We start from the raw sequence: 22,175 nt of genomic DNA, 5'->3' as shown, positions 1-22,175 counted from the left end.
GAGTGAAGCGGGATTGTCCTGTCCTTTAACCAAGGTTAGTCGTAGAGCGGGCGAATGCGGGGCGAGCAGTGACAAAGCGGATCATGGTTGTCGAGGATAATGACCTCAACAGGAAATTGTTCTGCGACGTGTTGCGGGCCAACGGGTTTGATGTGGACCCGGTGGCCGATGGCAATCTGGTGCTGCAAACCGCGCGCGACACATCGCCCGATCTCATCATCATGGATATCCAGCTGGGCGGAGTGTCCGGCGTCGATCTGATCGAAGCGGCCAAGGCCGACCGGATGCTCAGCGCGATTCCGGTGCTGGCGGTGACGGCCTTTGCGGCCAAGGGTGATGAAGAACGGATTCGTGCAGCGGGCGCAGCCGGATATTTGTCCAAGCCGGTTTCGATCAGCCCGTTCATGAACGCGGTGCGCGATTTGCTGCCTGCCGCCTAAATCAGGTTCTCTATCAGAAACACTGCCAGAGTCAGGCCCAGCCCGCCCAGAAACAGGCGGTAGGCAAGCGCCAGATAGCGGTATTTGCGATGGTGGAGCACCTGCCCGTTCTGGTAGAGATCGCGCAGCATGATCCGGTACAGCGCTTCGTCAGAGCGAATCCCGTCGAACAGCCCGGCGATCCATTGTTCTTCGGAAATGGTCGAAAAATGGCCGAAGAACAGCGGGTTGAATTGATCTTTCGGCACCACCTTCGCGCGCATCGGCGGGGTAATCGCCAACACGGCGCACATTGCCGATGCAAAGGCTGTCACCGCGAGGCAGATCACCGACCAGTTTACGTTACCGGACAGTGCCTGGGTGATCACCAGCGAAAACACCACAAAGGTCGCGCCGATCAGGATGTTCGCCTTGCCATCGGCCATCTGCGAAAGCGACAGAGTGTTCAATTGCGCGGTGCGGATCAGGTGAACGCTGTTCAAAGACAGCGGCGCCTTCGGCGTATCGTCAGGCTCGTTTCCGTTCACACAGCACCCCCAATTCGCGCCCGCCGGACGCCGAAACCTTGACAAGCTGCATCATCCGCCGCTTTGCAAGCGTATTACCTTGGGCGGTAATGCCCGACAACCAACGCAACGAAAGCTCTTGTCCCATGAATCCCGCCGAAGTCGAAGAGCGCATCCGCACCCTGATCGAACCGTTCAACAAGAAAGGCGTCTCGATCGAACCGGCAACCACCTTTGCCGGCGACCTTGAGTTCGACAGCCTGACGGTGATGGATTTCGTCGCCGCGATCGAAGATGAATTCGACATCATCATCTCGATGAACCAGCAGGCCGAGATCGAAAACTGGGGCCAGCTCGTCACGGCAGTGCACAAGCTGCAGGATAGCTGATAATGGCAACGTCCATGACAGACGCAATCACCGCACCCGCCACGGTTGACCTGCTGGCGAAGTTCGATCCGATCATCCAGACCCGCGAGACCTTGCTGGCCGCCGGGGTGGAAGACCCGTTCAGTCTGGTGATGGAAGAGGTGCTGTCGCCCACCCGCGCGATCTGCAACGGGCGCGACACGATCCTGCTCGGCACCTATAATTACATGGGCATGACCTTCGATCCCGACGTGATTGCAGCCGGGCAGGCAGCAATGCAGGATTTCGGCGCAGGCACCACCGGCAGCCGCGTGCTGAACGGCACCTTCCGCGATCACCGCGATGTCGAAACGGCCTTGCGCGAATTCTACGACATGGATCACGCGATGGTCTTCTCGACCGGGTATCAGGCCAATCTCGGCATCATTTCGACGCTGGCAGGCAAGGGCGATTACATCATCCTCGACATCGATAGCCACGCATCGATCTGGGATGGCTGCGCGATGGGCAACGCCGAAGTTGTGCCGTTCAAACACAATGACGTCGAAGCGCTGGAAAAGCGGCTCAAGCGCGTGCCCGAAGGCGCGGGCAAGCTGGTGGTGCTGGAAGGCGTCTATTCGATGATGGGCGATGTCGCCCCGTTGAAAGAGATGGTACGCGTCTGCAAGGAAAACGGCGCAACCGTGCTGGTCGACGAAGCGCATTCAATGGGCTTCATCGGCGAACACGGCCGCGGCGTAGCCGAAGAGCAGGGCGTGCTGGACGACGTCGATTTCATCATCGGCACCTTTTCCAAAAGTGTCGGCACGGTCGGCGGTTTCTGCGTGTCGAACCACGCCAAATTCGAAGTCCTGCGGCTGGTGTGCCGCCCCTATGTCTTCACTGCCGCACTGCCGCCTTCAGTGATGGCGAGCAGCGCAACATCGATCCGCAAGCTGATGCACGGCGGGAACAAGCGCGCGCATCTGTGGGAGAACAGCCGCACGCTGCATGGCGGGCTGAAGGCTATGGGCTTCAAGCTCGGCACGGAAACCCCGCAAAGCGCGATTATCGCGGTGATAATGCCCGATCTCGAAAAGGGCGCGATGATGTGGGAGGCGCTTTTAAAGGAAGGCCTCTACGTCAACCTCGCCCGCCCGCCTGCCACCCCCGCGGGCATGACCCTGCTGCGCTGCTCGCTGTGCGCAGAGCACTCGGCAGAGCAGGTGCAGACGATCCTCGGGATGTTCGAGCGGGCCGGCAAGGCCATCGGGATTATCTAGACACTCCCAGCTGCAAGATAACCAATATGGTTATTTATCTTGACATCGTGACGCTCTCTGGTTAGAGATAGGCACAGTCGAGAAATAGCGATTCGCCAGCAAGGCGGCCTTCCCAGCGGAAGTGCCGCCTTTCTGCTGTCTGCGCATGGAGTATTGCCGATGGCGAAGCGTGTCCCTGCGCAAAACAACCCTGCTGACCTGACCCAAGCCGCAACAGATCGGCACTGGCGCAACCGGTTTCTGGATCACCTGGCGGAAAGTTCGAATGTCACCCGTTCGGCAGAGCACGCCGGGATCGAAGTCAGCCGGGTTTACCGCCTGCGCCGCGCCCAACCCGATTTCGCACACCAGTGGCAGACCGCGTTGTGCGAAGGCTATTCGCACCTTGAAATGGAAGTGCTGCGCCGCCTGCGCGAAGGCGATTTCAAAACCGGCGATGGCGAAAAGTTCGATTTCGCCAATGCCATTCGTCTGCTTGCCGCGCACCGCGATACGGCCTCGACAGGCCAGAGCCGTGAACCCGATGTCAGCGCAGCCGAAGTGCGCGCTTCGATCGATCGCAAGATCGAGGAAATCCGGCGGCGGCTCGCCAAGAGCAAACCCGACAGCGCAGCGGCCTGATGGGCGCCCCCTTCGAATGGTTGGCGACCGAACCCGCCACGGTCCGCCGGTTGCTGGTTGAACGGATGTCGCAGCGGGAACGCAACGCATTCAAATACCAGTGGGCCTACACTGCGAGGCCCGAACAGCTGCCGCCGCCGGGCGACTGGCGGGTCTGGCTGATCATGGCCGGGCGCGGGTTCGGCAAAACCCGCACCGGCGCGGAATGGGTGCGAATGGTGGCCGATGCCGATCCGGGAGCGCGTATCGCTCTCGTCTCATCCTCGCTGGCAGAGGCGCGCGCGGTGATGGTGGAGGGCGAAAGCGGTCTGTTGTCGCTTTATCCGGTGGATGATCGTCCGCGCTTCGAGCCTTCGCTGCACCGCGTAAGGTTCAGGAATGGCGCGCAGGCGCAGCTGTTTTCCGCAGCCGAGCCGGAGGCTTTGCGCGGCCCCCAGCACAGCCACGCCTGGTGCGATGAAATCGGCAAGTGGCCGCTAAGCCACGAACGGGCGACGCGGTGCTGGGACAATCTGCTGCTTGGCCTCAGACTGGGCACTGATCCGCGCATCACTGTCACCACCACACCGCGCGCGGTGCCGCTGTTGCAGCGGCTTGTGGCGCAGCAACAGGCAGACGGCGATGTGGCGATCAGCCGCGGATCGACGCGGGATAACGCCGCCCATCTGCCGGATCGATTCCTTGCAGCCATCGCCAGCGAATTCGGCGAAACGCAGCTCGCCCGGCAGGAAATCGACGGCGAACTGCTGCTAGATATCCAGGGCGCGCTCTGGACGCGGATGATGCTGGAGGCTGCGCGGGAACCTGTCGCCGCCAGCGAACATCGCCGTGTGGTGGTGGCGGTCGATCCGCCTGCCGGAACCAACGGCGATGAATGCGGGATCATTGTTGCGAGTTTGGGCGAGGACGGGATCGCACGGGTGCTCGCCGATTGTTCGGTAAAGGATGCAGCGCCAGCAGATTGGGCCACCCGCGTTGCCGATGCGGCGCGTGAATGGAACGCAGACCGCGTGGTGGCCGAAGCCAATCAGGGCGGCGCGATGGTCGAAAGCGTGCTGCGCGCCGCCGATCAATCATTGCCGATCAGGCTGGTGCACGCCAGCCGCGGCAAGGTCGCCCGCGCCGAACCTGTCGCCGCGCTCTATGCCGCCGGGCGCGTGCGCCACGCCGGACAATTTGCGCAGCTGGAAGACCAATTGTGCGGATTGCTGGCCGGCGGAACCTACGCCGGCCCCGGCCGCAGCCCCGACCGCGCCGATGCGCTGGTGTGGGGTCTGAGTGAGCTGATGCTGGGGCGGAACCTGCGCCCCAGCGTGCGGCAAATGTGACCCGTCTTACCCGAGACAAAGGAACTCCGATGGCATTGTTCGAAAATTTCCTCTCCGCCTTCAAGGGCGGGGAGCGCGCCCGTGTGCCTTTGGCGCCGGGGTTGATGCAGGGTTGGTATCCGGCCTTCGAAACCGGCCCGGCTCCGCGAAGTTACGAATACAGCCGCGCTGTCACAGAAGGCTTCCTCGCCAATCCGATCGCCCAGCGGTCTGTGCGCATTGCAGCCGAAAGCATCGGTCAGGCACCGCTTGCCTGTGATGATCCGCAACTTACCGCACTCGTCACCGCCACCAGTGCGGGACAATCGCTGGTCGAAACGCTCGCTGCCAACCTGCTGTTGCACGGCAATGGCTATGTCCAGATCCTGAAAGACGCGAGCGGCACGCCAGTGGAACTGTTCGCGCTGCGGCCTGAACGGGTCAAGGTGGTGACCGGGCCGGATGGCTGGCCCTGCGCCTATGATTACACTGTCAGCGGGCGCACCAGCCGGATCGCGCTGGAAGATGAGGATGGCTGGCCGGGGATCATCGCGATCCGGACGATGCATCCGCTCGACGATCACTGCGGCGCTGGCGCTTTGGAGGCGGCCTGGCAGGCAGTGCTGATCCACAATGCCGCGACCAACTGGAACCGCGCTTTGCTGGAGAATGCGGCGCGGCCATCGGGCGCGCTGGTCTATGAAACCGGCGACGGTGCGGCCCTGGCGCAGGAACAGTTCGATCGGCTGAAGCGCGAACTTGATGTTGCCTTTTCGGGCGCAGCCAATGCCGGGCGGCCCATGTTGCTGGATGGCGGGCTGAAATGGCAAAGCATGGCGCTCAGCCCGGCCGACATGGATTTCGCGACGCTCAAAAGCGCTGCGGCACGTGACATCGCGCTGGCGTTCGGCGTGCCGCCGATGCTGCTCGGCCTGCCGGGAGACAACACCTACGCCAATTACCGCGAAGCCAACCGTGCGCTGTGGCGGCTGACGCTGCTGCCGCTGGCGGAAAAGGTATTTGCCGCACTGCGCGAAGGCCTTGCCCCGTGGTTCCCGGCAGCAAGCTTGCGGATCGATTTCGACCGGGTGCCAGCCCTTTCCGAAGACCGCGAACGGTTGTGGTCGCAAGTCTCCGATGCCGAATTCCTCACCCGCGCCGAAAAGCGCCAGATGCTCGGCCTGCCGGTCGAGGAAGCCTCCGGGGAGAATGCCCAATGAACCGCGAAGACATGCTGGCCAGCCTGATGGCGCAGGCCCGCAGCGAAGGGGCTGAACTGGTCACCCTGCGCGCGATTATCGAGGAAGCCAGCGTGCTGGCCGCCGACCGCGTGCTGGATCGGCTCGGCCTCGGCGATCCCCATGCCGAGGATGATCTGGGCGAGCTTCGCGAACTGCTGAAAGCCTGGCGCGATGCCAAGACCAGTGCATGGAAGGCGTTTGTCGACTGGCTGATCCGCGGCGCGCTGGCGTTGCTGCTGATCGGCATCGCAGTGCGGCTTGGCGCGTGGGATTTGCTGTGAACGCGCCGCTTTCTTCCCGCTTCGCCGGATACGCCGCGCTGTTCGACGTGGCCGATGCGGGCCGCGACACCATCCGGCGCGGAGCCTTTGCCCGCACGCTCGCAGAACGCCGCACCCCGCTGCCGCTCTACTGGCAGCACCGGCCCGATCAACCCATCGGCGTGATCGAACATATCGCCGAGGATGCACGCGGTCTGCGCGTGATTGCGCGGATCGACCGGCCCGACAGCCGGGCGGCTGCGATGCTCGCAGCGGGCACCGTCAACGGCCTCAGCTTCGGCTTCCGCACCCGCGCTGCCCGCCAGTCGCCAGCGGGCCGGGAGCTACTGGAAGTTGACCTGTTCGAGGTCAGCCTTGTCACCCACCCGCTCCAGCACGGTGCACGGGTGCATTTCGTGAACTGAGGCGCCCTGCCCCTCCAACCACTTTCCACCGGCCGCCACTGGGGCGGCCTTTTTTCTGCCCAACCGAAAGGCCACTGCCCCATGGAAAATACCACCACTGCCATCGCCCCCACCGATCCGATCGACGCGAGCTTCGACATTGTTGCCCGGCAGGATCAGGCCGATGCTGCCATTGCCGGACTGCGCAGCGATGTTGACGAGGTGAAATCGCGCCTCGACAAGGTGGCACGTGCCGCCGCGCGTCCGGTGATCGGCACCACGCCCGGCACCGATACGGCCGAAGTGAAAGGCTTCGTCGATGGCTACCTGCGCCGCGGCCGCGAAACCGAACTGAAGTCGATCAGTGGGGCGGCGCCGGGTGATGGCGGCTATGCCGTGCCGCGCCAGATCGATGCCATGATCGCATCGACCCTTGCCGACATCAGCCCGATCCGCGCCATCGCCCAGGTGGTGCAGACTGGCACCTCAGGCTATCGCAAGCTGGTCGCCACCGGCGGCGTTGCCTCCGGCTGGGTCAGCGAAGTTGCCCCGCGCCCTGAAACCGGAACGCCGCAGTTTGCCGAAATCGCGCCGCCATCGGGCGATCTCTATGCCAACCCGGCAGCCAGCCAGGGGATGCTGGATGATGCCGCCTTCGATCTGGAAAGCTGGCTCGCCAGCGAAATCGCGCTTGAATTTGCCCGCGCCGAAGGCACCGCCTTCGTTGGCGGCACCGGCGTGGGGCAGCCCGAAGGTTTCCTGACCGCCGCCACCAGCACCGCCGAAGACGGTGTGCGCGCCTTTGGCACGGTGCAGTATATCGGATCGGGCAGTGCGACCGGCTTCAACGCCGCGCCCGATGCCAAGCTGATCGACCTGATCCACTCGCTGAAGTCCGGTCATCGGCAGGGGGCGGTATTCGTGATGAATTCATCCACCTTGGCTGCGGTGCGCAAGCTCAAGACCGCCGATGGCGCGTTCCTGTGGCAGCCGGGGATGGTCGAAGGTCAGCCAAACCGCCTGCTCGGCTATCCGGTGATCGAGGCCGAGGACATGCCCGATGCGGTGGGCGGCGCTTTCCCGATCGCCTTCGGCAACTTCCGCCACGGCTATCTGATTGCCGAAAGCGGCGCGACCCGGATCCTGCGCGACCCCTTCACCAACAAGCCCTTCGTGCACTTCTACGCCACCAAGCGGATTGGCGGCAAGGTGCTCGATTCCAACGCGATCAAGCTGCTGAAGATCGAAGCCTAGGCCGCTGCCAGCGCCTGATGCCTCAGCATCCAAAGGCGCTGGCAAAGCCGCCCTGGCTTCGCTCCCCGGCACGGTCGAGCCCGCCCCTCAGCTCCCGTGCCGGTATCTCGCGCCCGCATCGTCCAAGGCACCTCTCCTGCCTGCCCGGCGATGCGGGCGCACCCTTGTGGGCAATCATTTTCAAGGAGAACCCGCGATGGAGCGGACTATCGTGCAGCCCCCGGTGCCAAGCATCGCTGCCCTGGCGGAGCTGAAGCACTGGCTCGGGATCAGCCGCGCAGATGACGACGCCACCCTTGCCGGGTTGCTTGATGCCAGCCTGTCCCTGTGCGAGGCCTTTACCGGCAAGACTCCGCTGGTGCAGACGGTAGAAGAAGTCATCCCGCTGCGCGCCGGATGGCAGGAACTGGTCTCACGGCCGGTGCGCACCGTCACCGGCGTGGCAGTGATCGCCGCCGATGGCACCCGAACAGCGCTGACGCCGCCGGATGGCGTGATCGAATGGCGCATTGCGGGCAATGCCTGCGTGCAGCTGATCGGCCCAGTAATCAGCACAGTGACAGGGCAAAGCCTTGCCGTGCAACTGGTCACCGGGATCGCCGAGGATTGGGACACACTGCCTGCTCCGCTGCGTCACGGCGTTATCCGCCTTGCCGCGCATCATTACCGCGACCGCGACAATAAGGTGGGCGCCGTGCCGCCTGCCAGCGTCTCTGCCCTGTGGCGGCCATGGCGCAGCCTGAGGCTGACATGATCAGCGCCAACAGCAACGCCGAACGGCTGGTGCTGCGTCTGCGCGCAGCGGCCGAACGGATGGCAGGGCGCCACGCCGCCGCAACGCGCCATGATCGCCGCAGGGGAGGTGTCGATTGGCATTCCGCCAGCGCGCTCTGGCCTGGATTCACCGACGATAGCACGAGGATCTGACCGCCATGGAAAACGACCTGCGCGCCGCCCTCATCGCATGGCTGCGCGGCGATCCTGCTCTCGCCGGGATCAACAGCATCGAAGAAGAGGCACCGCTATCGTCCAGCCCGCCGTGGCTCGGCATTGCTGCCAGCGCTTCGATCGACTGGGGCACCAAAGACCGGCGGGGCCGCGAAACGCGCATCGCGCTCGAACTGGAAACCCGCACTGATCTGGCCGCTGCCGATGTGCCGCTGCTGGCCGCGATCGAACGCCGGGTGCTGAGCCTGCCGCCGTTCCACCCCGGCTTCGAACTCGCATCGATCCGGTTTCTGCGGTCGCGCAGCGAAGCCCGCGCCGACAATCGCCGCGGCGCCCTGATCGAATACCGCTTCCGCATTCTCGAAACTGCTTAAGGAGTAAGCCCTCATGCCTGCACAATCCGGCGCCGCCTTCCTGCTGAAAATCGCTGACGGGGCCACGCCCCCTGCTTACCAGACCGTTGCCGGTTTGCGCACCACGCAGATGTCGATCAATGGCGATACGGTGGTTGTGACCCACAAGGAATCGGGCGGTTGGCGCGATCTGCTCTCGGGCGCGGGCACGCGCTCGGTCTCGGTCAGCGCGACAGGCATCTTCCTTGGCAGCGCGGCCGAAAGCGCGGTGCGGGGTCATGCGCTTGCCGGAACGCTCGATACCTACGAATTGTCGTTTGAAGATGGCGAAAGGCTGCGCGGGCAGTTCCTTGTGCAGCGGCTGGACTACGCCGGCGATTTCAACGGGGAGCGCAATTATACGCTACAGCTCGAAAGCTCCGGACCGGTTGTCCCGGCATGACCGCTGCGGCCAATCCCCTGCGCGGTGAAAGCGGGCTGCAAGTGGCGGGTGTGACCTATGTTCTGCGCCCGACGTTCGAAAGCCTCGTGCTGGCCGAAGCGGAACTGGGATCGCTGTTCGCATTGGTCGAACGTGCGGCACAAGGCGGCTTGACGCTGACCGAGATGATAACCCTGCTGTGGCATAGCCTTCCGGGCGAAACCCGCCCTGATCGCGCTGCGGTTGGTCAGGCACTGCTGGCGATGGGGCTGGTCGCCGCAACCCAGCCGGTGCGCGCGGTGCTGGCGCAGGTGCTGCAAGGCGAGCTGTGACCACCACCTTTGCGGCCTGCGCACCCCGCTGGTGCAGCCTGTCAGCGCGCCTGCTCGGCTGGCGTCCTGCCGAGTTCTGGGGCGCCACCCCGGCCGAATTGCTGATGGCCGTGTCAGAACCCCTCGATCCCTCCACCCCTACCCCACCCAGCCGCGAGCTGATCGCCCGCCTGATGGAGCGTGACACCCATGAATGACACTTTCGACGAACTGGTGATCGACGTGCGCGCCCGCACCGATGGCTTTGCCACTGACCTTGAAACAATGCGCCGGTCGCTCGACACCTCGTTGCTCGACGGGTTCGGGCGGGCAGGCAATGTGCTCGAAAACGGTCTGCTCTCGGCGCTGCGGCGCGGCAGTCTGGGGTTTGACGACCTGAAACGCGTCGCCTTCAGGGCGCTGGACGAGATTGCCGCTCAGGCGCTGCAATCGGGGATCGGCAACCTGTTCGGTGGAGCGAGCGGCGGAGGCGGCGGGCTTGGCGGTCTGATCGGTCAATCGCTCGGCGCGCTGCTGGGCTTGCCGGGCCGCGCAACCGGGGGGCCTGTGTCGCCGGGGCGTGCCTTTCTGGTCGGAGAACGCGGGCCGGAAGTGTTCGTGCCAACCGCATCCGGCCGGATTGAAACCGGCAATCGCGCCGGCAGCAGCGATGTGCGGGTGGCGATCCAGCTGGCGGTGCCCCGCGGAATGGCCGCCCCCACCGCAATGCAACGCTCATCCCGGCAGATAGCTAGCGCCGTGCGCCGCTCTCTGCAACAGGTCTGATCGGGGAATAGACATGGCATTCTGGCTCGCCCGCGAACGCCGCGCGCAGGAAAGCAGCTTTATCCAGCGGTTCGATCCGCGCTTCTGGACGGTCAATTTCCCCCGGCCTGCGATGGCTTCGGTGGTCACCACCGGCCCGGCGTCGATGCGGGTGGATCTTGAGCTTCACAATGCGGGCGAGCTGGTCGGGCTGATCTGGGAAAGTGCCGACACACTCGATCACCCGCTGCTGGCCTACGAGACCGATCGTGATTATTCGCACACCACGCTCAGCTTCCGCTGGCAGTCCGAAGGCGTCATCGCGCTGGATCTGCCCAATGGGCCGACGCTGACGATCGAAGGGCGCGATGCCAGCGGCGCGGCGCGGACATGGTTTGTGCGATTGTGGAACTATGCGCAGGGGACACCAACCGATGCACGGATTGTGTTGCCGTTTTCCCAGCTTCAGGCAGGGTTCGGCCTGCCAGGGGAACCGATCCATCCCGGCGATATCGACCGCATGTTCATCTCGCTGGTTGCGCCCGGTCACATACCCGGCAGCACTGCGCCGCTGGCTGCACGGTTCAACGGTTCGGTCGTCATCTCCGATATGCTGGCCGATGGCGCGCGGGCGATGCTGGAAGTGGGCGACGTGCTGCTGCCGCCGCATGGCGAACGGATGGCGACGGCCTTTGACGATGCCTACAACCAGACCCCGGCCCGGCTGCTGCGGACAGTAATCGGCCTCGGCTACCGCGACGACATTGTCCATTACGTCGGTATGAGCCACTTCATGCGGCTGGCGCGGCAACCTGATGGCGGGCTGAAAGCCTCGGCAGCAGGGCAGTTGTGTACGCCGGCGATGGCGTGGCACCGCAACCTCTTCGAACTGGCTGTGACCAGCGACCTCGAAGTCATCGCCTCGCTGTCTTACGAGTTGTTCGATGCCTATTGCCCGGAAAGCTGGAAGCAGCGCACCGCCAGCGGCAGTCCGGCGCTGACGGGATGGGTACCGCCATCCACACTTCTCTCGCCTGCCAACAATGCGGCGATGACTTGGTTGGCCGATATCGCGTCGATCTTCGTTGGCTTGCTCGACGACGCGGCCCTGCCGGTGCGGTTCCAGATCGGAGAGCCGTGGTGGTGGGTAACGGCAACCGGCGAAATCTGTCTTTATGATGATGCAGCCAAGGCAGCGTTTGGTGGCAACCCGCCCACAATCAACGATGTCGGCGGATCGCTCTCCTCTGCCGAGACGGCACTGCTGGATGCCGCAGGCGCTTTGCTGGCGCAGTCTACCGCAGATCTGACCAGTGCCGTTCGCAATGCCGCATCCGGCGATGCGCAGGTGCTGCTGCTCGCCTTCACACCGACCATTCTCGATCCCGCCCGGCCCGAACTTTACCGTGCCAACATGCCGATCGGCTGGGCTGCTCCGGCGTTCGACCGGCTGCAGCTGGAGGATTACGACTGGCTCACCAGCGGCGCAGATGCAGCGCGGCGGGCAGCCTATACCTTTACCGATGCGTGGCTCGGCTATCCGCTGGCCGATCAGGATTACCTCGCCGGCTTCGTGCTCGATCCTGCGGACGCCGAATTGTACTGGCTGCGGATCGACAACGGGTTGGACGAAGCCGCCGCGCGGACAGTCTCGCGCCGCTATGTCTGGGCGCTGCCGCAGGTCAATCGCGACGGCTACACCCGCCTCGCCCCACCCCCGGAGCAAGCCATGGATTCCTTCGATAACGTGCTTTATCCCTTTGCCCTGGGCCGCAATGCCTCGGTCGCGCCGGAGTTTTCCACGTCGATTGCGGTTACTGCCTCAGGCCATGAACGTCGCAACTCGCTGTGGTCGGATGCAAGGCTGCACTTCGATGTCGGCGCAGGCATCCGGTCAGAAGCGGAACTGTCCGATCTGGTCGCCTTCTTCCGGGCCCGGCGCGGCCCCGCGCGGGGGTTCCGTCTCATGGACCCCTTCGATCACAGCTCGAACGGGATGACGGGCGCGCCGACCATGCTCGATCAGCTGATCGGGACAGGCGACGGCTTGCGCGCGGATTTCCAGCTGACCAAGGCCTATGGCCCGGCCGAACCGCAAATGCGGCCAATCACCCGTCCACGACCTGAAAGCCTGTTAGTCAGTGTGGGCGGTGCGGCCACCACCGCCTGGACGCTGACCGAGAAAGGCGTACTGCGCTTGCTCGCCGCCCCGCCAGCCGGCGCCGAGGTGCGGGCGGGCTTCCTGTTCGATGTTCCGGTGCGCTTTGCCGAAGACCGGCTCGATATCTCGGCTGTCAACTTCGCCGCCGGGGAAGCGCCATCAATCCCGTTGATCGAGCTGCGGGAAACCGCGTGATGCGGGTTTTCTTCGACCGCGAACTCGATAGCGTTGCGACATTCTGGCGGATTTATCGCCGTGACGGCGCTGCGCTGGCGTTTACCAGCCATGACCGCGATCTGGTATTCGGCGGCCTTGCCCACCGCTCCGCACCCGGCATGATCCCTGCCGCCATTCGCCTGACCGCGGAACTCGGCAATGACAGCGCCGAGGCGCAGGGCGCGCTCCACCACGATTCCATCCGGGAAGACGAACTTGCTGCCGGGCTGTTCGATGACGCTGCCATCGAAATCGGGGTGGTCGATTGGGAAACGCTTGATCACCATACCCTTTATACCGGGCAAATAGGCCGGATCGAGGATGACCAGTCGCAATTCGCGGCGGAACTACGATCAAGCAAGACCATGCTGGAGCAGGACCTCGTCCCACGCACCAGCCCGACTTGCCGCGCCGAGTTTTGCGGGCGTGGCTGCGGACTTTCGGCGCCGCGCTTCACATCCACCCGTGCGCTTGCCGAAATTGATCTCGAAGCGAACCGAGTGCGCTTTCCCGGCAGTATGGGCGCAAACTACATTGATGGCCGGGTGCGGTTCCTGGCTGGCCCGCAGACCGGGTTGGCTTTCGGAATCATCGATGTAGTCGATGGATGGCTGTTGCTTGACCGCCCGCTGGCAGAAGGCACAGTGCCAGGCACCCGCGCAGAAGTGCGCGAGGGCTGTGATCATACCGTCGCGACATGCTCGGGACGCTTCGGCAACGCTATCAACTTTCGCGGCGAGCCGTTTCTGCCCGGCAATGACCTGCTCTCGCGATATGGTCAGCCATGAACGACGTGGCCCGGCCTGATAGTGGCGCGAACCTCGCCATGGCTGCCGCTGGCTTCATCGGCTGCCCTTTCCGCCTGCAAGGGCGCGACCCTGCACATGGGCTCGACTGCGTCGGATTGGTGGCTGTTTCGCTGGCTGCGGCCGGAATCAGCCCGAAGTCGCCATCGGGCTACGGTCTGCGCAACCTGTTCGTGGGCCAATGGCTGCATTTTGCAGCGGCATCCGGCCTCGCGCCCTCCCCCGGCCCGATCCGCACAGGCGATGTGGTGTTGATGGCGCTTGGCCACGGCCAGCATCATCTGGTGATCGCGGAATCCGGATCCAGCGTCATTCACGCCCATGCCGGACTGGGGAAGGTCGTGCGGCAACCGCTCGATCCACAATGGCGCGTGGTCGCCAAGTGGCACGCCGCGCCGCAAAAAGGGGATTAACACCATGGCGACTTTGCTGCTTACCGCGATCGGTACTGCCATCGGCGGCCCGATTGGCGGGTCGATAGGTGCCCTGATCGGCCAGCAAGCCGATAGGCAGATTTTTGGCGGCGGAATCCGGCAGGGGCCACGCCTGCGCGAGTTGGCGATCAGCACCTCAAGCTATGGCCAGCCAATCGCCCGCCATTTCGGACGAATGCGTGTTCCCGGCTCGGTTATCTGGTCTACTGACCTGATTGAAAGCAAACGCAAGGACAAGGGGCGCAAGGGCCAGCCTTCGACCGTGGCCTATTCCTATTCGGCGTCCTTCGCGGTGGCGCTTTCCAGCACCCCGCTGGCCCGGCTCGGGCGCATCTGGGCTGATGGCAACCTGCTGCGCGGTGCGCAAGGTGATCTGAAGGTGGGGGGGCGGCTGCGGTTCTATAGCGGCTTTGGTGATGATCCGGTCGATCCGCTGATTGCCGCCGCCAAAGGTGATGCAGCCCCGGCTTTCCGCGATTGCGCTTATGCTGTGTTCGAAAGTCTCGAACTGGCAGACTATGGCAATCGCATTCCCGCGCTGAGTTTCGAAATCTTCGCAGATGGCAGTGACAATGCGGTGTCGCTGGCAGGGTTGGTGCCGGGCGCAGCACCTTCGGCCATTCCGCTGGATTTGCCGCATGCGCTGGGCTTCGCAGACGAGGGCGGGGCGCTGGCCAGCACGCTTGCGGCGATCGATCAGGTGATTCCGCTGGTCTGCACCTCCGGGCCGGATGGGCTGACGATCGCGTCGCGCGCAGCGCCTGCAGGCGTGCCGGTGACCCTGCCTCCGCAACTGGGCAAAAGCGAAGCTGGGTCCGAAGAGCCCCGGCACAAGCAGCGCGCCGGCACCCCCACGCGCAGACCAGCCGCCTTGCGCTATTACGATGACGAGCGGGATTATCAGCCCGGAGTGCAGCGCGCGGTCGGCGCACAAAAATCGGGCCGCGAACTGATGATCGATCTGCCCGCCACCATGTCGGCAAGCGGCGCTCGCAAACTCGCGACAGACACCGCCAATCGCGCGCGCTGGCAGCACGAGACGGTCACCTGGCGTGTGGGTGAGCTTGATCCGCGCCTGAACCCGGGCTGCGTCGTCCGGCTGCCAGCCTCGCCCGGACTCTGGCTGATCATGGGGTGGGAATGGCACGACCGCGGGATCGAACTGGAGCTGGAAAGGCTCGCGCCAAGTGCCAGCGTGCCTCAAATGAGCGATCCGGGCGAATCCTTGCCGCCAACCGATCTTGTCATTCCCGAAACGCGGTTGATCGCCATGGAAATCCCGCCTGACGCCAATGCCAATCCGGCGACCCCGCTTATCTTTGCTGCTGCTTCGGCTGAAAATAGGGCCTGGCGGGGTGCAGCCCTATATGCCCTGCAGAACAATGCACTGGTCGATCTCGGCGAAACCGGATCACGCCGTGCGATCATCGGCACCCTTTCGGAGCCCTTGGCACCTTCGCCTGCCTTGTTGTTCGAAGCCGGGGCGAGTGTCGCGGTTGAACTCGTCGCCGACGATCTCGATCTGTCCGATTCCGACATCACTGGTCTGGCCGCAGGAGCCAACCGGATGATGATTGGCAGCGAGGTGATCCAGTTTGCGCGGGCGGTTCCGCTTGGCGGACGGGTGTGGCAGTTATCAGGGTTGCTGCGAGGGCGTGGCGGCACTGAACAGGCCGCAGCGGCTGGCCACCCGGCACAGACGCCGGCCGTCCTGTTGGACGCAAGTCTGGTCGCGCTTGACCCCGCTCTTGCACCGCCCTTGGCAACAACCCGGATCGCGGCCATCGGAATAAACGACACCGATCCTGTCATCGCGCCCCTTGCGAACGCCGGCCTTTCGCGGCGACCACTGTTTCCGGTACACCCGCGCAAGCGGATCGCGCCCGATGGTGCGGCACTCTTCAGCTGGACACGGCGCGCCCGCGGACAATGGGGCTGGGACGATGCCGTCGATGTCCCGCTGGTGGAAGAGCGCGAGCTCTACCTTGCCGGCTATGGCCCCGAACCGGCCCCCAATGTCACATGGACGCTGTCCGAGCCTAGTCTGCGTCTGACGCAAGCCGAGCTGGAAGCACTTCCGTCAGTGCACGGACCCGGCAACCTCTGGGTCAAACAGATCGGCACCTACGGTCTGTCCCCGGCGCTGAGAATTGCATCGCTTTCATGATCCCCAGGAGATTGCCATGTCAGAACCCACCCCATTTCCCTCTGTCACGCCGAACTTCGGGTTGCCATTGCTGATCGCAGGCCAATCGCAGAAGGAGTTTTTCGTCAATCAGGCCCTGAGTGTGCTTGATGCTCTCTCGTCGCAAGCGGTTGTAGCATCAAAACCGACGCCCCCGGAAGACGCGGCAGAGGGTGAGAGCTTTCGCGTCACCTCGCCCGCCGCGCAAGCTTGGACAGGCTGCGAAGACCATATCGCCATCCGGATTGGTGGTTCTTGGCATTTCGTCCCGCCCAGCGACGGTATGCGTCTGTTTGACCGCACTGCAACTGTCAGCCTGTTCTTCCGGTCGGGCTGGAAGGCTGAATCAAGCCCTGTCGCTCCAACCGGCGGGGCCATCGTGGATGCCGAGGCTCGTGCTGCCCTTGTTCAGTTGATTCAGATGTTAGGAAACATCGGCTTGCTTGGCCCCTCCACGCAATAAGTAGCGAAAAGACCGGGCCTAGCTTACCAAATTGACGTTGCATTTTTCGCTACAGCCGCTTCATAGCGGCATTCTTGCAACACCCCCGAGGCATTGATGGCTTGCCTCATGTATGTGGAAAAGATAGAGACCGACAGTGCTTCAAGTCCAATACAAAGGGGAATATTAGAATGCGCAAACTCGTCATTGGAATGGCGATGGCTTCGACCGCGCTGACCACGCCCGCCATGGCCCGTGAAGGCCAGTGGTACATTCAGGGCGATGGCGGCGTAATGATCGTCGAAGACCAGAACATCGATGTCAATGGTTCGCCCGCAGATGCCACTGCCAACTACAACACAGGCTACGACTTCGGTGGCGCCGTCGGCTACGACTTCGGTGCGTTCCGCCTCGAAGCAGAAGCCAGCTATCGCGCCGCAAAGCTCGATGATGTGGCTGCTGGTGGCCAAGGTCTGCAGATCGACCCTGTCGGTCGGCCTGGTGGTCGCAACGGTCGTTTGACGAACCTTACCGCTCCCGCTCTGGGTGAAGTCAATGCTTTGAGCTTCATGCTCAATGGCTTGTTCGACTTCGGCTCTGACGATGGCTTGCAGGCCTTTGCAGGCGGTGGTGTTGGTGTTGCCCGAGTGGACATGGATGCCACTTTCGACCTGAACGGCCCCGGCGCTTACAACGATTCGGACACTGGCTTCGCATGGCAGCTGCTCGCGGGCGTCCGCGCTCCGCTCAGCGATTCGTGGGATGTCGGGTTGAAGTATCGCTACTTCAACGCGCCGGATGTGAACCTGATCGATACGATTGGCCGTTCGCTCGAAACCAAGCTCAGCACTCACTCGCTGCTTGGCTCGATCACCTATAACTTCGGTGGCGCAGAGCCTGTGGCAGCACCGGTAGTGGCACCTCCGCCGCCGCCCCCGCCTCCGCCGCCTCCGCCGCCTCCGCCGCCGCCCCCGCCTGCTGCACCTTGCAACACGGGTCCGTACATCGTGTTCTTCGACTTTGATAAGTCGGACATCACTTCGGAAGCTGCGACGATCCTCAACAACGCTGTCACTGCCTACGCCAATTGCGGCACGGCAAGTGTCATGCTGGCCGGTCACACCGACCGCGCCGGTAGCGTGAGCTACAACGTGGCTCTCGCTGAGCGTCGCAACGCTTCGGTTCGCAGCTATCTGACCGGTCGCGGCGTCCCGGGCGCCCGCATTACTGGCGAAGCGTTTGGCGAATCGCAGCCGCGCGTTCCCACCGCAGACGGTGTGCGCGAAGCGCAGAACCGCCGCGTGGAAGTAACCTACGGTCCGGGTTCGGGCATGTAAGTTACCCCGCAAAGGGTATTGAAAAGGGGCTGGAGAAATCCGGCCCCTTTTTTATTGTGCTGGTGCAACGTGCTATTTCTGAAGCCGCGGCCACCCCACGTTTTGCCCGTGCAGGCCACTGTATCTCAGGTAATACTCGGGCAGTGGAGGCGTAAGGCACCCAGCCAGCGCCATCTAAGGTGCGTCGGCTTCCCCTATCTCAAGGAAATGGCAGGACTGCAGTTAGCCGCAGACCAAACGTTGATCGTAGTTGTGGCTCAGGTCTGGAAGTGAAACGGCTCTCGGCCTTGTCCTGCCCACTACCGGACTAGTGGCTAAAGACCTAGCCCAGTTTAACCGCTTGCCGCCCCCATAGCATCCAAGGCGCGCTGTTCCATTGTCGCTTCGGCGAGCGGCAATGTACGATAGGCATAGATCAGAAGGACGAGCGAGATCGGCGCGACCCCGATCAACGAAAGAACGCCGATTCTTAGGCTTCCGGTCAAAGCTGAAATCTGCCCCACCATATATGGACCGATCGCCAGACCAACCAGAGTGGTCGCGAGGAAAAACGATGCGGTGGCCGTCCCGCGCATCCGTGGCAACACCAGATCCTGCGTCGTTGCAGCCGCCGCTCCCAGCGCTGTTGCAGCAAACAGACCCGCGAGGAAGTTCATGACGTAAAACAGCGTCCCATCCTCGGTGGTGAAGCCGATCCAGATCGGGATCACCGGACCAAGTATTCCGAACATAATGACGAAAATGCGCCCGGAGGGATTACGCACCCGCAGCCAGTCCGACATTCTTCCGCCGAGGATCACGCCAAGAAAACCGGACACAGCACCGCTGCCGCCGAGAATAAAGGCAAGCTCGGCTTTTGGCAGGTCCAGTACAGTCTCGGCATAGAAGGCTGACCAAAATGCGAGCGCATAGGCGCCGAGCGCGACCAGACCATACCCCAGCGCAGTGCAGACGAATGCCGGCGTTCCCCAGATCAGCCTAAAGGTCGCTGGATCATGACGCCGCAGTGTCGATGCCCACGAAAACACGGCATAATATCCAAACGTCATCGCCGACCATTGTGGCAGGTTGTCCGTCAGCCCGATCATCACCACGGCAAGCATGAACATGGCCGCTGCCACCGCCAGATTGATCGCCAACGCCTTCGGCCCGCGGCGCATGGCGTGGAACACAGTGAAAGGCGGCAGCAGCATCGACAGATCGATAAAGAAATCACGCAGCGGGCTGTTCCCGCTCGCGTTGACCGGTGGCGGACGGGTCGGCTCACGAAGCGACGCCACCCAGAGCGCAAGCAGCAGGCCCGGCAAGCCAACAGCCATGAAAGCGGCCTGCCAACCAACAAATCCACCGATTCCGCCGCCAGGATATGCTGCGTCCCAGACTTGCGAAATCTTCGCGCCAATCAGCAACGAAACACCGCCGCCGAGATAAAGCCCTGAAGAATAAATCGCCAATGCCGTCGCGCGCTGGCGGGAAGGGAAATAATCCGAGATGAGCGAATAGGCCGTCGGGCTAGCGGTTGCTTCACCCACGCCCACGCCCATCCGTGCGAGCGACAATGTGACGTAATTGCGCGCCAGCCCTGAAACCGCGGTCATGGTGGACCAAAGCACCAGCCCGATGGTCAAAAGCCGCACCCGATGCCAACGGTCCGCCAGGCGTCCGAGCGGCACGCCGAACAAGGCATAAAACACTGCGAAGGCAGCCCCGCCCAGAAACCCCAACTGGTCATCGGTAAGATCAAGATCGCGTTTGATATCAACAGCAAGAATCGCAAGGATCTGCCGGTCAATGAAGTTGAGGATGTAGACCACCACCAAGACGCCAAGCACGTACCAGCTGTAGGCTGACGCGGGCTGTTCGCCGCGGTCCTGCGGCGCTGTGGTATCTTCGCTCAATTGCTGATCCCCTCTCCAGGATATTCACTTGATCCGCCCCGAGCCCAGCCGCTCAGGCGTGATAGCGCGTGCTATCGACAATCCCCGCCTCGGCAAAACCCTTTTTCCGCAAGCGGCACGAATCACACAGACCACACGCCAAACCATCGGGCGTCGGATCGTAACACGACCAGCTCCATGCCGGGTCCAAACCAAGCCGTGCGCATTCGCGGGCGATGTCAGCCTTCGTCATATGTTGAAGCGGCGCATGGATGGTAAAGGGCGCACGCTCCACGCCAGCTTTGGTGCCCAGCCGGGCTGTTTCGGCAAAGCTGGCGATGAATTCCGGACGGCAATCGGGATAGCCCGAATAATCCAGCGCGTTGACGCCGATGAAGACATCCCGCGCGCCAGCCGCTTCCGCGCACGCGGTAGTCAGCGCGAGGAACACAAGATTGCGTGCGGGCACATAGGTCACCGGAATATCATCACCCACCCCGCTTTTGGGCACATCGATCGCATCGGTCAGCGCCGATCCGCCGAAAGCCCGCAAATCAAGCGCAATGCTCGTCTGTCGGGCCAGCCCCAGCTGATGTGCGATACGCTCGGCGGATTGCAGCTCAAGCCGGTGCCGTTGGCCGTAATCTACGGTCAGCGCATGCACTGCAAAGCCGCGCTCTTGCGCCAGAGCAGCAGTGACCATCGAATCCAGACCACCTGACAGCAGCACGACCGCAATCGGCAGCGAAGCATTGTGTTCAGAACCAGTCATGGGGCGGCACTATCACGGACAGCGCCAAAGGCAATCGCGTGGGTCAGCAGTTGCCGGTCCGGCGTGCCTCGGCGACCAATTGGAACGGCATGCCATCGTGGATGCCCTGACTTTCCAGCTGCACGAGCGTGCCCGTCTCCCTGCGGATGCTGGTGCGGCCATAGCCATTGCCCTGACAGGTATATTGCACCGTCACGCGCGCGGCTCCGTCCTCCACCACAAATTGGTTGCAGCCATTACCGCGATGCTGGAGCTGAATCAGCTCCGCCCCGGACTTCACGCAGATCTTGCGGTCGGGCACTCCTCCGCGTTCCTTGATTGTCCATTCGCCCTTGGCCAGCGTGCCAAGCATGGCAAGACCGTTACCCTGTGCCACGACCGGCGCGGATAGCCACAACGTGGCAGCGGCGGCAAAACTCCCGATTGCGACTGCGCGCATTAGGCTGATTGATGTGTTGTCCATACTGGAAGTCATGCCTGCTTTTGTTCGGCCCGAATTGCACATTTTAGTCGTTCGGTCGCCGGAGGGCGGATTTTTTCGACGAACTGTCAGATCGACAACGCAAAGGTTCGTGAACAGAACGCGCAATCGACGGCGATGATCCCGTTGTCCCCGCGCATGGCCTCTTGCTCGTCAGCGGGGAAGCGCGCGATGATTGTTGCGTAATGTTCGGCGCTGCACCGGCAGCCGCGCGAAAGCGCCGCGCCCGCTTGCACCAGCACTTCTTGCTCTTCGTGAAACAGCCGCCACGCGATCGCTTCCAGCGAGAGGCGCGGATCGAGCAATTCGTCGTGGCTGATTGATCCGGCTAGCACCGCCACATGTTCCCAATCGGGATGGTCCAGGCGCGTATGCAGCCGCTCGCGACCTTCCTCGCCCTCGGGCAGATGTTGCACGAGCAGCCCGGCGGCCGCGCGGCCGTTGGCGCCGGCCCGGCTGGCGACACGGATCAAGGTCGGAATTTGTTCGGACTGGCTGAAATAGCTCTCACACGCTTCGGCCAGACTGTCGCCCTCGAGCGGCACGACCCCCTGATAGCGCTGCTTGCCTTCGGTTTCGAAGGTAATCGCAAGATATCCCTCGCCGAACAGCGCCTTCAGCGAGGGGTTCGCGCCAAGGCGGGCGAGCCGCTCCCCATCGAAATCGGCATAGCCGCGCACCGCGCCGGCGCGATAATCACACACCAGCAGTTTAACGATGCCGCCATTGGTCTGCGCCTGCATCGTCATCTGGGCAGTTTCGCCCTTCAGCAACCCGCCCATCAAGGTGCCCAGCACCAGCGCCTCACCCAGCAAGTGCAAAATCGGCGCTGGGTAATCATGCGCCGACAGCACCTGATCGAGCACGCATTCCATACGCACCATCCGGCCCCGCGCACTGCGCGCCGGAAGCGTGAAGCCCATCAAGTTGTCAGCAAAGGTTTCGATTGTCTCAGTCATGCGGGCGCATATGGGGATCGCTGACGGTGGGGCCAAGCCCCCCC

At 63.2% G+C, this 22,175-nt stretch carries 27 protein-coding genes; 22 read left to right on the top strand and 5 right to left on the bottom strand.

Annotation, left to right across the window (positions count from 1 at the left end):
- The first annotated feature begins 68 nt into the window (after positions 1–68).
- Positions 69–440 (top strand): response regulator, encoded by a 372-nt coding sequence (locus IP79_RS10640; RefSeq protein ID WP_054119286.1) that lies wholly within the window; start codon positions 69–71, stop codon positions 438–440.
- Here the strand turns inward: IP79_RS10640 and IP79_RS10635 are convergent.
- Positions 437–922: a Pycsar system effector family protein gene (locus tag IP79_RS10635; protein WP_233994174.1), complete on the bottom strand. Its 486-nt coding sequence runs from the start codon at positions 920–922 to the stop codon at positions 437–439. The two genes, IP79_RS10640 and IP79_RS10635, sit on opposite strands and share 4 nt — an antisense overlap.
- A gap of 170 nt (positions 923–1,092) precedes the next feature.
- Between IP79_RS10635 and IP79_RS10630 the strand changes: the two genes are divergently transcribed.
- From IP79_RS10630 to IP79_RS10535, 21 genes are all read left to right on the top strand, one after another.
- On the top strand, positions 1,093–1,335 hold the full coding sequence (locus tag IP79_RS10630) for an acyl carrier protein (protein ID WP_054119421.1): 243 nt from the start codon (positions 1,093–1,095) through the stop codon (positions 1,333–1,335).
- Positions 1,336–1,349: 14 nt separating this feature from the next.
- On the top strand, positions 1,350–2,576 hold the full coding sequence (gene spt, locus IP79_RS10625; protein WP_054119420.1) for a serine palmitoyltransferase: 1,227 nt from the start codon (positions 1,350–1,352) through the stop codon (positions 2,574–2,576).
- A 159-nt stretch (positions 2,577–2,735) separates the two neighbouring features.
- The gene (locus IP79_RS10620) at positions 2,736–3,197 is read left to right on the top strand and encodes a hypothetical protein (protein WP_054119284.1); all 462 of its coding nucleotides are present in this window, start codon (positions 2,736–2,738) and stop codon (positions 3,195–3,197) included.
- Complete coding sequence (locus IP79_RS10615; protein WP_054119283.1) at positions 3,197–4,525, top strand: DNA-packaging protein; 1,329 nt, start codon at positions 3,197–3,199, stop codon at positions 4,523–4,525. Before IP79_RS10620 ends, IP79_RS10615 begins: the two co-directional genes overlap by 1 nt.
- 29 nt (positions 4,526–4,554) lie before the next feature.
- Complete coding sequence (locus tag IP79_RS10610) at positions 4,555–5,724, top strand: phage portal protein (RefSeq protein WP_054119282.1); 1,170 nt, start codon at positions 4,555–4,557, stop codon at positions 5,722–5,724.
- Entirely contained in the window at positions 5,721–6,026 is a 306-nt protein-coding gene (locus tag IP79_RS10605) for a DUF6127 family protein (RefSeq protein WP_054119281.1), read from the top strand. The genes IP79_RS10610 and IP79_RS10605 overlap by 4 nt, the downstream gene beginning before the upstream one ends.
- Positions 6,023–6,430, top strand: a complete 408-nt coding sequence (locus tag IP79_RS10600) for an HK97 family phage prohead protease (protein WP_054119280.1) — start codon at positions 6,023–6,025, stop codon at positions 6,428–6,430. The genes IP79_RS10605 and IP79_RS10600 overlap by 4 nt, the downstream gene beginning before the upstream one ends.
- An 81-nt stretch (positions 6,431–6,511) precedes the next feature.
- Complete coding sequence (locus IP79_RS10595; RefSeq protein ID WP_054119279.1) at positions 6,512–7,663, top strand: phage major capsid protein; 1,152 nt, start codon at positions 6,512–6,514, stop codon at positions 7,661–7,663.
- A 196-nt stretch (positions 7,664–7,859) separates the two neighbouring features.
- The gene (locus tag IP79_RS10590; protein ID WP_054119278.1) at positions 7,860–8,417 is read left to right on the top strand and encodes a head-tail connector protein; all 558 of its coding nucleotides are present in this window, start codon (positions 7,860–7,862) and stop codon (positions 8,415–8,417) included.
- Positions 8,414–8,590, top strand: coding sequence for a hypothetical protein (locus tag IP79_RS15515; RefSeq protein WP_156318293.1), 177 nt, complete (start codon positions 8,414–8,416; stop codon positions 8,588–8,590). Before IP79_RS10590 ends, IP79_RS15515 begins: the two co-directional genes overlap by 4 nt.
- Before the next feature lie 5 nt (positions 8,591–8,595).
- A complete protein-coding gene (locus IP79_RS10585; protein ID WP_054119277.1) occupies positions 8,596–8,985 on the top strand; it encodes a DUF3168 domain-containing protein in 390 nt (129 codons plus the stop codon).
- Positions 8,986–8,998: 13 nt separating this feature from the next.
- Entirely contained in the window at positions 8,999–9,406 is a 408-nt protein-coding gene (locus tag IP79_RS10580) for a phage major tail protein, TP901-1 family (RefSeq protein WP_054119276.1), read from the top strand.
- Entirely contained in the window at positions 9,403–9,717 is a 315-nt protein-coding gene (locus IP79_RS10575; protein ID WP_054119275.1) for a GTA-gp10 family protein, read from the top strand. Before IP79_RS10580 ends, IP79_RS10575 begins: the two co-directional genes overlap by 4 nt.
- Positions 9,714–9,914, top strand: a complete 201-nt coding sequence (locus IP79_RS10570; protein WP_054119274.1) for a phage tail assembly chaperone — start codon at positions 9,714–9,716, stop codon at positions 9,912–9,914. The genes IP79_RS10575 and IP79_RS10570 overlap by 4 nt, the downstream gene beginning before the upstream one ends.
- Complete coding sequence (locus IP79_RS10565; RefSeq protein ID WP_054119273.1) at positions 9,907–10,482, top strand: hypothetical protein; 576 nt, start codon at positions 9,907–9,909, stop codon at positions 10,480–10,482. The genes IP79_RS10570 and IP79_RS10565 overlap by 8 nt, the downstream gene beginning before the upstream one ends.
- Before the next feature lie 13 nt (positions 10,483–10,495).
- Positions 10,496–12,817 carry a DUF2460 domain-containing protein gene (locus IP79_RS10560; protein WP_054119272.1) on the top strand — a complete coding sequence of 774 codons (2,322 nt, stop codon included), beginning with the start codon at positions 10,496–10,498 and terminating at the stop codon, positions 12,815–12,817.
- Entirely contained in the window at positions 12,817–13,626 is an 810-nt protein-coding gene (locus IP79_RS10555) for a DUF2163 domain-containing protein (protein WP_082337169.1), read from the top strand. The genes IP79_RS10560 and IP79_RS10555 overlap by 1 nt, the downstream gene beginning before the upstream one ends.
- Positions 13,623–14,057, top strand: coding sequence for an NlpC/P60 family protein (locus tag IP79_RS10550; RefSeq protein WP_054119270.1), 435 nt, complete (start codon positions 13,623–13,625; stop codon positions 14,055–14,057). The genes IP79_RS10555 and IP79_RS10550 overlap by 4 nt, the downstream gene beginning before the upstream one ends.
- Positions 14,058–14,061: 4 nt before the next feature.
- Positions 14,062–16,245: a phage tail protein gene (locus IP79_RS10545; RefSeq protein ID WP_054119269.1), complete on the top strand. Its 2,184-nt coding sequence runs from the start codon at positions 14,062–14,064 to the stop codon at positions 16,243–16,245.
- 16 nt (positions 16,246–16,261) lie between these two features.
- Entirely contained in the window at positions 16,262–16,726 is a 465-nt protein-coding gene (locus IP79_RS10540) for a DUF2793 domain-containing protein (protein ID WP_054119268.1), read from the top strand.
- Between the two features lie 170 nt (positions 16,727–16,896).
- Positions 16,897–18,042 carry an OmpA family protein gene (locus tag IP79_RS10535; protein WP_054119267.1) on the top strand — a complete coding sequence of 382 codons (1,146 nt, stop codon included), beginning with the start codon at positions 16,897–16,899 and terminating at the stop codon, positions 18,040–18,042.
- A 332-nt stretch (positions 18,043–18,374) separates the two neighbouring features.
- On the opposite strand, the gene IP79_RS10530 is transcribed toward IP79_RS10535, so the two are convergent.
- The 4 genes from IP79_RS10530 to IP79_RS10515 form a co-directional block, all read right to left on the bottom strand.
- Complete coding sequence (locus tag IP79_RS10530; RefSeq protein ID WP_054119266.1) at positions 18,375–19,940, bottom strand: spinster family MFS transporter; 1,566 nt, start codon at positions 19,938–19,940, stop codon at positions 18,375–18,377.
- Between the two features lie 52 nt (positions 19,941–19,992).
- Positions 19,993–20,691 carry a 7-cyano-7-deazaguanine synthase QueC gene (gene queC, locus IP79_RS10525; protein ID WP_054119265.1) on the bottom strand — a complete coding sequence of 233 codons (699 nt, stop codon included), beginning with the start codon at positions 20,689–20,691 and terminating at the stop codon, positions 19,993–19,995.
- 43 nt (positions 20,692–20,734) lie between these two features.
- On the bottom strand, positions 20,735–21,130 hold the full coding sequence (locus IP79_RS10520) for a DUF3617 domain-containing protein (RefSeq protein ID WP_054119419.1): 396 nt from the start codon (positions 21,128–21,130) through the stop codon (positions 20,735–20,737).
- Between the two features lie 110 nt (positions 21,131–21,240).
- Positions 21,241–22,131, bottom strand: coding sequence for an Hsp33 family molecular chaperone HslO (locus IP79_RS10515; RefSeq protein WP_054119264.1), 891 nt, complete (start codon positions 22,129–22,131; stop codon positions 21,241–21,243).
- Positions 22,132–22,175 lie beyond the last annotated feature (44 nt).

This window comes from Porphyrobacter sp. AAP60, assembly GCF_001296025.1.
GTDB lineage: Bacteria > Pseudomonadota > Alphaproteobacteria > Sphingomonadales > Sphingomonadaceae > Erythrobacter.
The sequence above is the reverse complement of the archived record's forward strand: the minus strand, read 5'-3'. Positions and strand labels throughout refer to the sequence as shown.